This window comes from Pseudomonas sp. 05T35, from assembly GCF_056396605.1.
On the sequence record NZ_JBFTLU010000227.1, the window covers coordinates 1 to 14448 of the forward strand.

General features: G+C 56.8%; 17 protein-coding genes. 8 read left to right on the forward strand and 9 right to left on the reverse strand.

From position 1 onward, the window contains the following. The first annotated feature begins 133 nt into the window (after positions 1-133). The 4 genes from AC1DH9_RS17700 to AC1DH9_RS17715 all read left to right on the forward strand — a co-directional run bounded on the left by AC1DH9_RS17700 (position 134) and on the right by AC1DH9_RS17715 (position 2697). Positions 134-916 carry an SDR family NAD(P)-dependent oxidoreductase gene (locus tag AC1DH9_RS17700; RefSeq protein WP_477808508.1) on the forward strand — a complete coding sequence of 261 codons (783 nt, stop codon included), beginning with the start codon at positions 134-136 and terminating at the stop codon, positions 914-916. 97 nt (positions 917-1013) lie between these two features. Beyond that, entirely contained in the window at positions 1014-1604 is a 591-nt protein-coding gene (locus AC1DH9_RS17705) for a TetR/AcrR family transcriptional regulator (RefSeq protein ID WP_427543746.1), read from the forward strand. 3 nt (positions 1605-1607) lie between these two features. Next, on the forward strand, positions 1608-2306 hold the full coding sequence (locus tag AC1DH9_RS17710) for a DsbA family oxidoreductase (protein WP_427543743.1): 699 nt from the start codon (positions 1608-1610) through the stop codon (positions 2304-2306). Between the two features lie 61 nt (positions 2307-2367). After that, on the forward strand, positions 2368-2697 hold the full coding sequence (locus AC1DH9_RS17715) for a thioredoxin family protein (RefSeq protein ID WP_427543740.1): 330 nt from the start codon (positions 2368-2370) through the stop codon (positions 2695-2697). Positions 2698-2717: 20 nt separating this feature from the next. Here the strand turns inward: AC1DH9_RS17715 and kefC are convergent, their stop codons facing one another. From kefC to AC1DH9_RS17740, 5 genes are all read right to left on the reverse strand, one after another. Next, positions 2718-4559 carry a glutathione-regulated potassium-efflux system protein KefC gene (gene kefC, locus AC1DH9_RS17720; RefSeq protein ID WP_427543737.1) on the reverse strand — a complete coding sequence of 614 codons (1842 nt, stop codon included), beginning with the start codon at positions 4557-4559 and terminating at the stop codon, positions 2718-2720. Continuing rightward, complete coding sequence (kefF, locus tag AC1DH9_RS17725) at positions 4560-5081, reverse strand: glutathione-regulated potassium-efflux system oxidoreductase KefF (protein ID WP_427543734.1); 522 nt, start codon at positions 5079-5081, stop codon at positions 4560-4562. A 110-nt stretch (positions 5082-5191) separates the two neighbouring features. Next, positions 5192-5410, reverse strand: a complete 219-nt coding sequence (locus AC1DH9_RS17730) for a tautomerase family protein (protein WP_427543731.1) — start codon at positions 5408-5410, stop codon at positions 5192-5194. A gap of 30 nt (positions 5411-5440) precedes the next feature. After that, entirely contained in the window at positions 5441-6547 is a 1107-nt protein-coding gene (locus tag AC1DH9_RS17735; RefSeq protein ID WP_427543728.1) for an alkene reductase, read from the reverse strand. A 45-nt stretch (positions 6548-6592) separates the two neighbouring features. Continuing rightward, a complete protein-coding gene (locus AC1DH9_RS17740) occupies positions 6593-6925 on the reverse strand; it encodes a carboxymuconolactone decarboxylase family protein (RefSeq protein ID WP_427543725.1) in 333 nt (110 codons plus the stop codon). Positions 6926-7027: 102 nt separating this feature from the next. Here AC1DH9_RS17740 and AC1DH9_RS17745 point away from each other — a divergent pair, with 102 nt between their 5' ends. Further along, positions 7028-7642, forward strand: a complete 615-nt coding sequence (locus AC1DH9_RS17745; protein ID WP_477808509.1) for an acyl carrier protein phosphodiesterase — start codon at positions 7028-7030, stop codon at positions 7640-7642. 51 nt (positions 7643-7693) lie between these two features. Here the strand turns inward: AC1DH9_RS17745 and AC1DH9_RS17750 are convergent, their stop codons facing one another. Continuing rightward, positions 7694-7987 carry a fructose-bisphosphate aldolase gene (locus AC1DH9_RS17750; RefSeq protein ID WP_427543719.1) on the reverse strand — a complete coding sequence of 98 codons (294 nt, stop codon included), beginning with the start codon at positions 7985-7987 and terminating at the stop codon, positions 7694-7696. A 495-nt stretch (positions 7988-8482) separates the two neighbouring features. On the opposite strand from AC1DH9_RS17750, the gene AC1DH9_RS17755 reads away from it, so the two are divergent. Continuing rightward, complete coding sequence (locus AC1DH9_RS17755; protein WP_427543716.1) at positions 8483-8905, forward strand: HD domain-containing protein; 423 nt, start codon at positions 8483-8485, stop codon at positions 8903-8905. Between the two features lie 34 nt (positions 8906-8939). On the opposite strand, the gene AC1DH9_RS17760 is transcribed toward AC1DH9_RS17755, so the two are convergent. The 3 genes from AC1DH9_RS17760 to AC1DH9_RS17770 all read right to left on the reverse strand — a co-directional run bounded on the left by AC1DH9_RS17760 (position 8940) and on the right by AC1DH9_RS17770 (position 11771). After that, a complete protein-coding gene (locus AC1DH9_RS17760; protein ID WP_477808510.1) occupies positions 8940-9332 on the reverse strand; it encodes a VOC family protein in 393 nt (130 codons plus the stop codon). 93 nt (positions 9333-9425) lie between these two features. After that, positions 9426-11132, reverse strand: a complete 1707-nt coding sequence (locus AC1DH9_RS17765; RefSeq protein WP_427543710.1) for an amidase — start codon at positions 11130-11132, stop codon at positions 9426-9428. 180 nt (positions 11133-11312) lie between these two features. Beyond that, on the reverse strand, positions 11313-11771 hold the full coding sequence (locus AC1DH9_RS17770; protein ID WP_427543707.1) for a winged helix-turn-helix transcriptional regulator: 459 nt from the start codon (positions 11769-11771) through the stop codon (positions 11313-11315). A gap of 137 nt (positions 11772-11908) precedes the next feature. Here AC1DH9_RS17770 and AC1DH9_RS17775 point away from each other — a divergent pair, with 137 nt between their 5' ends. Both AC1DH9_RS17775 and AC1DH9_RS17780 read left to right on the forward strand, forming a co-directional pair. Then, positions 11909-13192 carry an MFS transporter gene (locus AC1DH9_RS17775; protein ID WP_477808511.1) on the forward strand — a complete coding sequence of 428 codons (1284 nt, stop codon included), beginning with the start codon at positions 11909-11911 and terminating at the stop codon, positions 13190-13192. Further along, positions 13189-14085 (forward strand): EamA family transporter, encoded by an 897-nt coding sequence (locus tag AC1DH9_RS17780; protein ID WP_427543702.1) that lies wholly within the window; start codon positions 13189-13191, stop codon positions 14083-14085. The genes AC1DH9_RS17775 and AC1DH9_RS17780 overlap by 4 nt, the downstream gene beginning before the upstream one ends. The last annotated feature ends 363 nt before the right edge of the window (positions 14086-14448 follow it).

The following is a 14448-nucleotide window of genomic DNA, read 5'->3' on the forward strand; positions in this document are numbered from 1 at the left end:
TTCGTATGGTGCCGACCCTCGAAGTACTTGAAGGCTAATTCGTCTGATTCATCGAGATAAATAGCTTGCGTGCACCAGGCAGAAAGCTGTCTCGGTGCCGCCTCTTACGAAATCTGTATACCCGGAGTCTGTAATGAACGATTTTTTTAAAGGCAAGAAACTGTTGGTCGTCGGCGGCACCAGTGGCATGGGCCTGGAAACGGCGCGCATGGCGCTCAAGGCTGGCAGTAGCGTAGTGCTCACCGGCAGCAAGCAAGACAAGGCTGACGCCGTTCGTAATGAGCTGAGCCCGCTGGGTTCAGTGTCGGTGATCGTAGCCAACTTGATGACTGAAGAAGGCATGAACTTCGTCCGCGACGAAATCAACGCCAAACACAGCGATATAAGCCTGATGGTGAACTCGGCTGGGATCTTCATTCCAAAACCGTTTACCGAGCACGACGAAGCGGAGTACGACATGTACCTGTCGCTCAACCGCGCGACCTTCTTCATCACTCAGGCCGTCGTGAAAAACATGCTCGCAATCAAGCGCGAAGGGTCAATCGTAAACGTCGGCTCCATCGGTGCACAGGCCGCATTGGCCGGTTCACCTGCGTCCGCCTACTCCATGGCAAAGGCAGGTCTGCATGCGTTGACGCGTAACCTGGCAATCGAGTTGGCTCATTCGGGTATCCGCGTCAACGCGGTATCGCCAGGCATTGTTCACACCTCGATCTACGAAGGCTTCATGGACAAGGAAGCGATTCCGGAAGCGATGAAGTCGCTGAACGATTTCCACCCACTGGGTCGAGTCGGTGTTCCAGAAGACGTCGCCAACACCATCCTGTTCCTGCTGTCGGACAAGACATCTTGGGTGACAGGCGCAATCTGGGACGTGGATGCAGGGATCATGGCCGTACGTGCCTGRCCACAGTGACAAGTGCAGCGCGATGGAACAGCCCTCCTTGGGGAGGGCTTTCACCGGATCGCTGCCTGGCCAAAAAACGGCTGAACGCTGGCTGAAGGAGTCTCCAATGTCTATCACGACAAAAGCCGCACTGTTGAATGTCGCGGAAACACAGATGCGCTCCAAAGGTTACTCAGCGTTCAGTTACGCCGACCTAGCAGCACAGATCGGCATCAGGAAAGCCAGTATTCACCATCATTTCCCGACCAAGGAATGCCTGGGCGCGGAGCTGATCAAGGATTACATCAATCGCTTCAAAGAGACACTTGGTTCGATAGAAGCCACGCATCCCGATCCGCTGCTGCGGCTACGTGAGTTTTCGCGGCTTTTCGTTGCCAGTGCCCATGACGGGCTGCTGCCGTTATGCGGCGCATTGGCCGCGGAAATGGCGGCATTGCCTGTATCGCTGCAAGGACTCACTCGAGAATTCTTTGAGTCACAGCTCGACTGGCTTAAAGCCACCCTCAGTGACGCAGCCCAGCTGCACAACTGGTCGCTGGACAAGCCCATTGAGGAGTACGCCTTCATGCTGCTGAGCGCGCTGGAGGGTTCAAGTCTCATCGATTGGGCTTTGGGTCGGTCAACCTACCCTTTAGCTGGCTTTAATCATTTGCTTGAAACGCTGGCAATGCGGTCTTCATTTCTTCTCGCAGGATGAGTTATGCAAACCACTTCGAAAAAATACGTAGTCGATATCTGGTCTGATTTTGTCTGCCCCTGGTGTTGGGTTGCCAAGCGTCGTTTTGAAAAAGCCCTGGATCGCTTTGATGAAAAGGACTCTGTGCAAATAAATATCCGCGCTTATCGTCTGGCKGCGAATCACACACCTGAACCTATGATTGCGGCTCTTAAACGCAAGCTCGGTAACTCAGACACCGCTGAGGCGATGATGAGTACCGTAATCAAGTACGGCAACGATGCGGGGTTGGATTATCGCTTTGCCACCATGCAGTTTGGCGATACCACCGACGCCCATGTTCTGGTCAAGGCGGTTGACGACCCCGCAGTGAAAAAACGTCTCTTAGAGGCGCTATATGAACAAAGCACTACCCATGGCAAATCACTGTTTGATCGTTCCAGTCTGGAGGCGATTGCGCGGGAAGTGGGTGTGTCGGAAGAATCAATCAAGCTCGCATGGTCATCGGCAGAGCTGCGCGCGGAGATGGAAGAGGATGAGCATTTCGTTGCGCGACTGGGATCGGGCGTGCCGATGTTCGTCTTCAACAACGAGTTCTCGTTGCCCGGTGCTCAGCCTGAGGCCGTTTTTCTCGAAGCACTGAATAAGATGCAGGCGAAGGTACAGGTCAGGGACGACAATTTTATAGGTCAAGTCTGCGGTATTGATGGCTGCAAAATTTGATGGGCAGAGGGTGTGCGGCACTTATTAGTGCCGACCTCCTATAGCGTGGAAAGAGGATCTGATGAGTCATATCGTTGAGTTGAACGCTCCACAGTTCGCCCGCTTCGTTGCCAAAGGCAGCAGCGTGGTGCTGTTTTCAGCGTCCTGGTGCAAGCCTTGTCAGGAAATGAAGCCGGTCTTTCATGCTCTGGAGGAGAAGCTTCACTCCTCGGCAGTTTTTGGAAAGATAGACGTAGCGGTGTCCCCGACGATTGCGCAGATGTATGGCATTCGCGCGGTGCCATCCTTGGCGGTGTTCCACCAGAGCCGGCTTTTGCGGGTCATGCCTGGATCTCGTTCAGTCTCGATCCTGAAGAAAGTAATACTCGCGGAGCTGGAAGAGGCTCGTTAGTCGAGCCTCAGTCCCACCGTTCAGTCTTCTTGGTTCGCTGCTTGTCGGTCTTTGATCGCAGGTAGAATTTTCCCCGGCCCGTTATCAAAGGGGTGAGCGCGATCTTCATTGAAGATTTCCGTCAGCAGCGCGTTAGCGCGCTTGTAGGCGTCGTACTTGAACTCGGTATCGTCCTCCGGCTGGGCAGCCATTTCTTCAAGCATGTCCAGATTCAGTCGACGGAATCTATCAGCCCGTTCCCGCGCCTCGTAGCGCCCGACTCCCAGCTGTTCCAGCGCTCTGCGCCCAAGGGATAACGCGCTCTCAAAAGTTTCCCGCTCGACTGCCTCTATACCCATCTGGCGTAGGGTAATGATGTGCCCCATATCGCGAGCGCGCACCACCAACTTCAGAGATGGAAAATGCTCCTGAGCCAGCCTGGTCAATGCCAAGTTGTCTTCCTGATTGTCGATCGCGTTGATCAACACCACTGCTTGTGCAGCACCGGCGGCATGCAGCAAATCGAGGCGGGTCGCGTCGCCATAGAACACCTTGACCCCGAACTTGCGCAACGTCTCGATATGATCGGGATCGTGATCCAGCACCACTACTTCAAAACTACAGGACATCAGTAGACGGCCGGCGATTTGGCCGAATCGACCGAAGCCGGCGATGATCACCCGAGTATTGCTCTGGTCGATGGTGTCAGCTTCCTGATTGCCCCGTTTATTTGCGGACTCCATGCGATTGAGCACCAGGATCAGCAGCGGTGTGACGCACATGGATAACGCTACCGCCAGAGTCAAACTTTTGCCCCAAGAGTTGACCAGAATGCCGGCAACCGTTGCTGCGCCAAACACGACGAAGGCGAACTCACTGCCCTGACCCAGAAACACCGCCTGCCAAGAGCGTTGTTCATTCGGGACACTCAAGAAGCGACCAAGGAGTTTGATTACCAGCAGCTTGATCAGGATAAACCCCAGGGTCAGCGTCAAGACTTTCAGTGGTGCATCAATCAACGTACCGAAGTCGATCGACATTCCGACGCCAATAAAGAACAAACCGAGCAGCAGTCCCTTGAATGGCTCGATGTCACTTTCCAGCGCGTGCCGGTATTCCGAGCTCGCTAACAGAACACCGGCGAGAAAGGCGCCCATGGCCATGGACAATCCTGCCTCTTCCAGCAACAAGCCGAATCCGAACACCAGAAATAGCGCAACGGCACTGAAGATTTCACGTAAGCCCGAACGCGCGACGAAGCGCAGGACGGGTCGGGAAACGTACTGACCCAAGAGCACCACCGCGACAATCGCACCGACGATTTTTACGATGGACAGCGCTAGTTCACCGCCGGACGGCGTACCACCATTTGCCGCCAACAAAGGAATCATCGCGACCAGCGGAATCGCCGCGATGTCCTGGAACAGCAGCACAGCAAAACTACTACGACCCACAGCCGTCGGGATCATGTTGCGCTCGTTCATCGCCTGCATAGCGATAGCAGTCGACGACAGACTCAGTGTCAAACCCACTAACAGCGCCGCCGTCCAATTCAAGCCCAGTGCGGCGCAAAACAGGGCGATTGCTGTACCACACGCAAGCATTTGCAGGGCGCCGCCACCGAACACCATACGGCGCATAGCCCAGAGGCGCTTGGGGTCAAGTTCAAGGCCAACGATGAAAAGCATCAAAACGACGCCAATTTCAGCAAAATGCAGAATGGATTCCACATCCGTTACCAACTTCAAGCCCCATGGGCCGATCAGGCCGCCGGCTAGCAGGTAACCCAGCACTGGCCCCAGTCCCAACCGAACGGCGAGGGGCACAACCATTGCCGCTGAGCCCAAGTATATGAGCATTTCAATCAGGCTGTGAGTGTCCATTCAATCATCCCTCCACGAGGTGAGGCGTGCGCTGTAATCGCGTACTTGTGAGAGCAGCGCGTTTTGATCTGCTCTATAAGCACCATGGACTGCTACCGGGCTTAGCCAACGCATTCCGCAGTAACTCGCCGTTGCCTGAAGGGGCTGGGCAAGCACCGCAAACCCGGGGTTATCGCCGATGTTGAAGTGATAGTGCTCACCTCCTGTGGTCACGGCCCATAGCAGGTGCTTGTTTTTGAGCGCGGTAGCGCCCTCGCCATAAGCCCAGCCCTGAGTGAAGACCTTGTCGATCCACAGTTTTAGAAGAGGTGGGTAGCTGTACCAGAACAGTGGATGTTGCAAAACCAGCAGATCTGCCTGTTCAACGGCCTTCTGTTCAGCTTCTGCATTGATGTTGAAATCGGGATACAAGTCGTAAAGGGAGCGGACGACGACATCGGAATTATTTGCGGCCAGCCCGAGCATCAACTTGTTGACGTTGGATTTCTCAGGGTAAGGATGGGCATAGATGATCAGAATCACGGATTGATCCCCAACAAACCTTGGCGCTCTTTCAGAACGCAAAAAGCTCCCTGGTCGTTGAGCATAAATGCACTCAACGACCAGGGAGCCAACTACTTGAAGGTGAAGCCCTACTGGCCGGCTTGCAGCTTCAACACTTCCTGTGCAGTGATGGGGTTGCCTGCGATGCCCCAGTCCCCGCTTTTGACCTCTTCAAAAATGACCCATGTGAGGGCGCGCATATTTTCGCCTTCTATCGACACCATGGCGTCAGTCACCTTGCGAATGACCTCAGCCTTTTGCTCATCGGTAAAAACGCCTTCAATGCCTTTGATCGTAACGAGTGGCATGGTGTGCTCCTGAATGCTGGAAAAGGAATGTCAGACTTCGGCTGCTGCATATTCCGGATAGTCGGTGTAACCCTTATCAATCGAATCGCTAACGCCGTAGTAGGTCGCACGATCGCCCTCGGCCAATGGCCAATCGTTTTGCATACGCTCTACCAGATCAGGGTTGGCAATGTAGGCAGTGCCGAAAGCGATCAGGTCGAGTTCACCTTTGGCCAGTTCCGACTCCGCGATCTCTTTGGTGAAGCCGCCGGCCGCCATCAAGGTGCCTTTGTAGGCTTTGCGGAATGCGGCGCCGAAACCCGGAGGTGTTTGCGCGGCGAGGATGGTCGGTTGGTAGTTCAGGTGAACGAACGCCAATTCGCGGTCATTGAGCGCAGCCGCCATGCTCATCCAGGTTTCTTCTTCACCTTCGTATACGCCAAAGTCATACAGGCGGCCGAACGGCGAGAAACGTACGCCAATCTTCGAGCCGCCGATTTCGGCTGCAATTGCATCAATGGTTTCCAGCAGGAAGCGCTGACGGTTGGCAATAGAGCCTCCGTACTGGTCGGTACGAGTGTTCAGGGCGCTGCTCAGGAACTGATCGAACAGAAAGCCGTTGGCGGCCATTATTTCGATACCGTCGAAACCGGCGTCCATCGCCATGCGCGCAGACTTTACGAAGTCCGCAATAACGCGTTTCACTTCGCCAGTTTCCAATGCACGAGGTGCGCTGGGTTGAACAGGGCCTGATTTACCAGGCTCGACCCAGGCATACACCGTGGTATCAACCGCAGGCACCGTGCCCGAGGAGACCGGTGCCAGACCATGCACCGATAGATGGGACATGCGGCCTACGTGCCACAACTGTGCAAAAATCTTCCCGCCTTTGGCATGCACTTCTTCAGTGACGTGACGCCAGCCGGGCAGGTGTTCTTCGGCATAAATGCCCGGTGTGTAGAGGTAGCCACGGGCCTCGTCGGAAATCGGCAATCCTTCAGTGATCAGAAGGCCAGCGGAAGCGCGTTGCGCGTAATACAGAGCGGTGGAGTCGTTAGGAATATTGTCCAGCGTTCGGGTGCGAGTCATTGGCGCCATGACAACACGATTTTTGAGCGCAGTGCCGGACAGATCGTACGGGGTAAACAGCTTATTCATGACTAATCTCGACGTCGTTTGAAGGGTTGAAAATCGGCGTTTTATTCAGGATTTGTCGAATGCGTCGAGGACGTGAGTGCTGTAAACCAGCGCGGCACCGGCGTTCATGTTGATAGCTACACCCAGTGCTTCGGCTACCTCTTCACTGGTAACACCGAGCTTCTTGGCTTCCGCTGCGTGGAAGGCAATGCACCCATCGCAGCGAGTGGTCACAGCTACGGCCAAGGAAATCAGCTCGCGGGTTTTGGCGTCCAGATGGTTGGTCTTGCCGCCAGCGGCGCCTAGCGCAGCCATGCCTTTCATGGTCTCCGGGGATAGGCCGTTGAGTTCAACGAGGCGAGTGTTGATATCTTTGCGGGTTTGCGTCCAATCTTGCATGGGATTCTCACAGGGGCGGGGAGGACAGTGGATATTGATCAATCAGAAATCTGAATATAAGCTACCATCCAGTAGGTAGGATTCTTTTTGATCGGGAGGAGCATGAATTACCTCGCACATCTCCATTTAGGTGGTCAGGAGCCAGAACAGCTGCTAGGGAGCCTCTATGGAGATTTCGTGAAAGGAGCGCTTCCAGGTCGCTTTTCTGCCAAGACTGAAGAAGCGATCAACCTTCATCGCAAGATTGACGCCTTCACTGATTCTCACCCTGTTGTCAAAAGGGCCTTAGGCCGGTTTACGGTTACGCGACGTCGATATGGGGGTATCGCCCTCGACATGTTTTTCGATCACTGCCTGGCTCGGGATTGGGACCGGTATGCCGAAACAACCTTGGAGACGTTCTCTAAAAGGGTCTACGGCCTCCTACAGAGCGAAATCGATTTGCCCGAGCGTCTAGCTCAGATTGCGCCATTGATCATTTCTGAAGACTGGCTTGGAGCGTACAGGGACTTTTCAATGATCGGCCACGGACTAGACGTTATATCCGAACGTTTATCCGAGCCTGAGAATCTACGTGGCGCGTTTGAAGAACTGACAACCCTGTATGAGCCGCTCAGTTCAGATTTCGAAGAGTTATATCCATTGCTGATGCGACTTACGAAGTTTGGTTCGACGGTTTGGACTAACCGCTGCTCGCAGGATAAAAACGGAATGTAAGCAGGTAACAAAAAACCGCAGCAATGCGGTTTTTTTGCGACTAAATGCAGGTCACTGACCTTTAGACATATCAAACCCACGCTGCTCAATCACCCCAAACACATCCACAACATCCTGAACCATGATCCGAGCAATATTGGTGACGGTGTTGATGTCGTTCTCGGCGTAGTCGGGGAGGCTGGTACAGGCCATCAGGTTGAGGTATTTGAGGACGGCGTTGAGGCGTTCGCTGACGCAGTTGTGGAGTTCGCGTAGCGGGACGTCGCTGTCGATGTGCAGGACTGGGCAGTCGGTGGCGAATTGGCTCATGGGGGTGAAGCGGTGGGGCGGGTTTTGAGTCGTCATGATTTTAATCCTAAAAAGATAAATCAAAACCGTCATAACCAATTCACAGTCGGAAACCGGCTGTGTCGTGCCTGACGGTACTGGTGCTCTTCTTAGGGCTGCGAAACCCTGTCGCCAACAATGTCAGCGACGGGTCGAATATAAGCCTCGGCTTTTGGCGCCGCAACCGGGGTGTAGGACGCTGCGCGGCCATTGTGGTGATGTGGTTTGTCCATGTTCGGCGGCGTATTTGCCGTAAACCGGGCGTTGCGGAGTGTCTGAGGAAGTTGGGAGGTAGGGCTTGGGGCTGCTTCGCAACCCAGCGGGAGCAAGCTCCCTCGCCACGGTGGGGGGATTCCTACGAGAGTTTCGGAGCTGAAAATCAAAAGATCGTCCGAACGCGGCCCGAGCCTTCGGCAGCGCCGAGCGTGGGGGAGTGGAAGTCCGTCGTGGGTTGGCTCAAGCTCGGCATCTACGTGAGCAACCGCTACGGCTTTGTAGCCAAGGAAAACCGAGATGACTCAAACACTGGAACGTGCCATCGCCATTGCTGCTGCCGCTCACGAAGGGCAGGTCGACAAGGGCGGTTCGCCGTACATCCTGCACCCGCTGAAAGTGATGCTGAGGGTCGACACCCTGGAAGAGCGGATCGTGGCGGTTCTGCATGACGTGGTCGAGGACTGCGGCATCAGCCTCGATGATTTGCGTCAAGAAGGCTTCAGTGAAACGGTGCTGGCGGCCATTGAGTCTGTCACCAAGCTGCCGGGAGAGTCCTACGAACTGTTCGTCGAACGAGCGGCGCAGAACCCGATAGGCCGTGTGGTCAAGCTGGCTGACCTTGAAGAGAACAGTGATGTGTCCCGAATCGCACAGCCGTCCTGGGAAGATCTGGAGCGAATTGAAAAGTATCGGCAGGCGATTGGCAGACTGCGTTCGTAGCGAGCCAACTCGGTATTTAAGCCCCAGCTATCACTCACGCCCGCACAGGCGTGCAAAGCTCCACCAATGTCCCGTCCGGGCAGCGAACGTAAGAGACGGTTTGTCCCCAGGGTTTGATGAGGGGGGCGGCTATTTCAGTGGCGCCGGCGTGTAGCGCTTTGGCATGGGCGGCGGGGACGTCGTYGGTCACCAGGCCCACTTCTATGCCCAGTGGTTTGGGGGAGGCGTGGGCCGAGAGGTGGCCGGTGTTGAAGTTCATCGCCGCGAGTTCGTTGGCGGCGAATGCCAGGGTGGTTTCGCCGGTGTCGAGTTCGCCGTAGGTGGCGGATTCGTGGAGGAAGCGGGTGGCAATCCCGAAGGCGGATGAGAAGAACTGGAGTGAGGCTGCAACGTCCGGGACGTAGATGATCATGTAGCCGAATTTCATGTGCAAACATTCCTTGTTGTGACATTGGGGTGGCAAATCCAGCAGAAGGCGGACGCACCATCGCATCCGCCTGTCATTCCACTACATAGCCATTTACTTGCGCAACGCCGGAGTCCTCGGCGGAATCATCCGCTTCGTCCCCGTCGCCTCGAACGCCGAAGCCAACCGCAGCAACGTCGAATCGTCATACGCACGCCCAGCAAAGGTCAGCCCGACCGGCATGCCGATGTCCGGCATCACACCCATCGGCACGGTGACCGTGGGCACGCCGAGGTGGCGGATGGCGAGGTTGCCGTTGGCGACCCAGATGCCGTTGCTCCAGGCGATGTCCGCCGACGTTGGGTCGACATCGGCATTCGCCGGGCCGACGTCGGCGACAGTCGGGAAGAGCACGGCATCGAGGCCGAGCCGGTCCATCCAGTCTTCGAGGTCGATTTTACGGGTCTGTTCAAGTCCTCGCAGGCCGTCGGGCACGGTGGTGATCTGGTCCCACGGCGTCAGGCCGCGCTCGGCCATTCGCACGTATTCGTCCATGCCGGCGGCAAGGTCGCCTTCGCGGTTGGGCAGGGTGCCGGGGTCGTGGGGGAAGATCAGCGGTCCGTTGACGTCGACCAGGCGATTCAATTTTGGATCGCCGTTGGCTTGCAGGAAGTCATCGAACGCCCACGCGGTCAGGTCCCACAGCTCATCGTGGAGGAACTCTTTGACGACGATGCCGCGATTGAACACAGTCGGCGCACCGGGGCGATCGCCTTCGCAGTTGGAGACCAGCGGGAAGTCGACGTCGATCACTTCGGCGCCAGCGGCTTCGAGTGCCTGGCGAGCCTGTTCCCAGAGCCCGATGACCGAGGCGCGGGTGTTGATTCGCTGCCCGGTCGGGCCACCGATGCCGGGTGCTTCAGAGGTGCCGGCTTCGGGATCGGCGTTGATGTACATCCGCGGAATGCCGAAGCGTTTTCCGGCGAGTGCATCGGGATTGGCGGCAAGCGCCACATAGGAGATGGGGCGCACCGAAGCGACGCTCGGGATCGGCACCCAGGGTTGCATCCGCCACAGGTCGCCGCGTGTGTCGGGATCTTCTGCCACGACCACGTCGAGCACTTCGAGGAGGTCGGCCATGGTTCTGGCAAACGGCACGACCACGTCCATGGTCGGCGTCAACGGCCAGTTGCCGCGCACCGAGATCACCCCGCGTGATGGCGTGTAGGCGCACAGGCCATTGTTCGAGGCAGGGCCGCGTCCGCTCGACCAGGTTTCTTCCGCGAGGCCGAAGGCTGCGAAACTGGCGGCGGTGGCGGTACCGGCGCCGTTCGATGAGCCGGAGGCGAAGGGGGCGGTGAGGTAGTCAGCGTTGTACGGGCTTTCTGCCCGGCCATAGACCCCGCGCTGCATGCCGCCGTTGGCCATCGGCGGCATGTTGGTTTTGCCCAGGCAGATGGCGCCGGCCGCGCGCAGCCGTTCGATGGTAAACGCATCGCGATAGGCAATCAGGTTGGCGAAGGCCGGGCTTCCGGACGCGGCGGTCAGCCCCTTCACCAGATAACTGTCCTTGGCCGTGTAGGGAATGCCATCGAGCGGGCCCAGCGTCTCGCCTTTGGCGCGGCGGGCATCGGAGGCCTGCGCCTCGTTCAGCGCCTCGGGGTTGCGCACCACCACCGCGTTAAGGGCGGTGGGCGTGTCGGGGCCGTCGTAGGCATCGATGCGGGCGAGATAGGCCTGCACCAGTTCAACCGCCGTGGTCTGGCCCGATTCGAGCGCCGCCCGCAGTTGGGCAATGGGAACCTCGGTGACCTCGATCATGCTGCTCTCTCAAAATGGGTGTTCATAGGGGGGCGTGGCACTGTAGTACGCGCCGGTGTCTTGGCGTTCAATCTGAGCATTCTATTAAACGCCCGGCAAAAAAGAGCAGAAAAAAACCCGCAACACCGTGTAAGGCCAGTCAGTCAGGAGATTCCGGGGCGAGGCAAGTCTGCTGTCGATTCACGACTCGCCGCCAACACGTCTCACTCTGTGGCAGTCAGACGGTCCAAGTTTTTGACCGCGTGATGAGCGAACTTCAATCGGCATCAGAGGCTCGCCGGACTCGTTGTCCATCAGCACAGAACGCGTCTCCTGCGGCTTGAACAGGAAACGTTCGCCCCACTGCCTCATGCTGACCACAACTGGAAAGATCTCCCGTCCTTTTTCCGTAAGGACGTATTCCTTGTAGGCGCTGCCATCTGACGCCGGTCGAACGTCGAAAACCCCGACCTCAACCAGCGTCTTCAGTCGCGATGCGAGAATATTCTTGGCCACGCCCAAGCTCTTTTGAAATTCGCTGAATCGGCGAATGTCGTCAAACGCGTCGCGGATGATCATGAGCGACCAACGATCCCCGATGGCCTCCAGTGTTCTTGCGACCGGGCATTCGCTGCTGTGTGGTGAGGCATCTTCGAGCATTTTTTTGACCTTGCGGAATGTGGAGTGGCCAAGTCTGTCCACCAGCCTGGCGCAATGTGGTTGCAATTTAAAACCTGATACAGCAACAATGAAATCTAGTTCTGAATTGAAACCAGTTTAACGCCATGGAGGTGTACATGACAGCAGATGCCGACTCAGCCACCAATCGGTTCTCCAGACAGCCTTCGGGATTACTGCATTTGGATACCGGAGAACGCAGCAGGACCGACCGGTCTCCAGGGCTTTCCCCGTCGCTCACCTTATTGTTTTCCGTCACCTGCGCACTTGCAGTCGCCAACGTTTACTTCGCCCAACCTTTGCTCGCCTCAATGGCTGAGAGCCTGGGCGTTGCCTCAGGATTGATCGGGGTCGTGGTGACGGCCACTCAGGTGGGTTACGCGTTGGGGTTGCTGTTCATCGTCCCACTGGGCGATAGGGTCAACCGTAAGCGGCTGATTCTGACTCAGGTCCTGCTGTCTGCGGTTGCACTCGCGGCGGTCGGCGCAGCACAGCAATGGCTGGCCCTGTTGGGCGCCATGATCGTGATGGGTTTACTGGCAGTGGTTGTTCAAGTACTGGTGGCATACGCCGCCGTGTTGGCAACGCCATCACAACGCGGGCAGGCAGTGGGGACGGTAACCAGTGGAATTGTCCTGGGCATTCTTCTGGCGCGGTTTACCTCTGGCCTGATAGCGGACATCGCCGGCTGGCGTGCCGTTTACTTCGTGTCCTCAGGATTGATGCTGACCATCGCGGCGGTGCYGTGGAAAGTGGTTCCTGTCACGGCGCCGCCAAGGCACCAAGACTCCTACCTGGCGCTCATAAATTCACTCTTCAAACTGTTCATGACCGAACGCACTTTACGCGCCAGGGGCCTTCTGGCCTTACTGATCTTTGCCGCTTTTTCCGTGCTGTGGACATCCATGGTGCTGCCGTTGAGCGCTCCGCCGCTGTCGCTTTCACACACGGCCATCGGCCTGTTTGGCTTGGCCGGCGTCGCCGGTGCCCTTGCTGCCAGTAGAGCCGGTCGCTGGGCCGATCAAGGCCTGGGGCAACGAGTGACCGGCATTTCGCTGGGGCTCCTGACGCTGTCCTGGTTACCCATCACGTTTGCCGAGACGTCCCTGATCGCGCTGGTCTGCGGCGTAGTCCTGCTCGACTTCGCGGTGCAAGCGGTACACGTCACCAACCAGAGCCTCATTTTTGCTGCGCGACCCGACGCCCACAGTCGCATGGTCGGCGCATACATGTGCTTCTACTCGGTCGGTAGCGCGCTGGGAGCCGCAGCCGCGACCCAGGTTTATGCGCTCTGGGGCTGGACGGCAGTAAGCCTGCTGGGCGCCTTGATCAGCGCTGCTGCCTTGCTGCTGTGGATTCTCACGTTTAATTCTTCAACGACCCATCAAGGACGATCAGCATGAAAGCCAGGCACCTGCTACTCGCCATTTCGATTACTGCCATATGGGGCGTGAATTTCTCGGTTATCAAACTGGGCCTCACCACCGTTGACCCGCTGATCCTTGCTGGCATTCGCTTCACGCTTTGCGCACTTCCAGCGATCTTTTTCATTCCGAAACCTGATGTGCAGTGGCGCTACATCATGGGTTACGGTCTGGTCTTCGGTATCGGACTTTGGGGCGTCGTCAACCTTGGCATCCAGTCTGGTCTTTCAGCAGGCATCGCTTCGCTGGTGCTTCAGTTCAGCGCATTTTTCACCCTCCTGCTGGGCTCATGGATATTCAAGGAAGCGATTTCCCGCTACCAACTGGCGGGTATAGGTATCGCCTGCTGTGGCTTGTTGAGCATCATCTCGATTGTTGATGGGACAGTCACGACGGCCGGGCTGCTGTTGGTGCTGCTGGGAGCGGTCGCCTGGAGTGTCGCCAACGTGATCAACAAAAAAGCGAAGACCACCCAGGTCTTCGCTTTTCTGGTGTGGTCCAGCGCGTTTTCGCCCATCCCTCTTTTCGCGCTGGATTACGCTGTCAACGGCTCAACGGGTTACAGCGCATTGGTGAATCAACTCGACTACCGCGCTGTCCTGTCGATCCTGTTCCAGGTCTACCCCAATACACTATTCGGCTACTGGGTGTGGAATTCACTTTTGAAACGATATCCCGTGTCTACCGTCGCGCCATTGTCGTTATTGGTGCCGGTATTTGGGCTGCTCGGTTCAGTCACAATTTTCAATGAGAGCCTGTCAGTCAACAAAATCGTTGCAGTCGTTCTCATCGTGTCGGGTCTTGGCGTCGGCTTATACGGACAGCGCGTCCTCAGTGCGGTGCTCAAGCGTTCTGACCGATGCCCATCGTGATGTAACTGCTTCCCGAAAGCCTCGACGACTACGTCTTCGTCGACGAACTCGACCTGGTCAAACGAAGTTGAAGTGCACACCGGGCAGGGAACGGCGAGTCCGGTGCTGGGAGGTTCAGGTGAAACAGTTGCACACCCAGGGTGCCGGTGACCATGACGGACTCCAAGGCAACGTGAGTACGTGGACGTACTTCAGTGAGCGCCGCGCAAGCGACGCTTTTCTTGTTGGAGTGATCATGTGCAATGCATCGGGATAGATAAATGATTAAGTTTGTTGCTTCAAACCTTAAAAAATAGTGCCCGCGGTTTTTCCGCCTCCGGTATGTTCAAGCGTGATCGTGCGTCCAAAACCCACCAGGTTGAG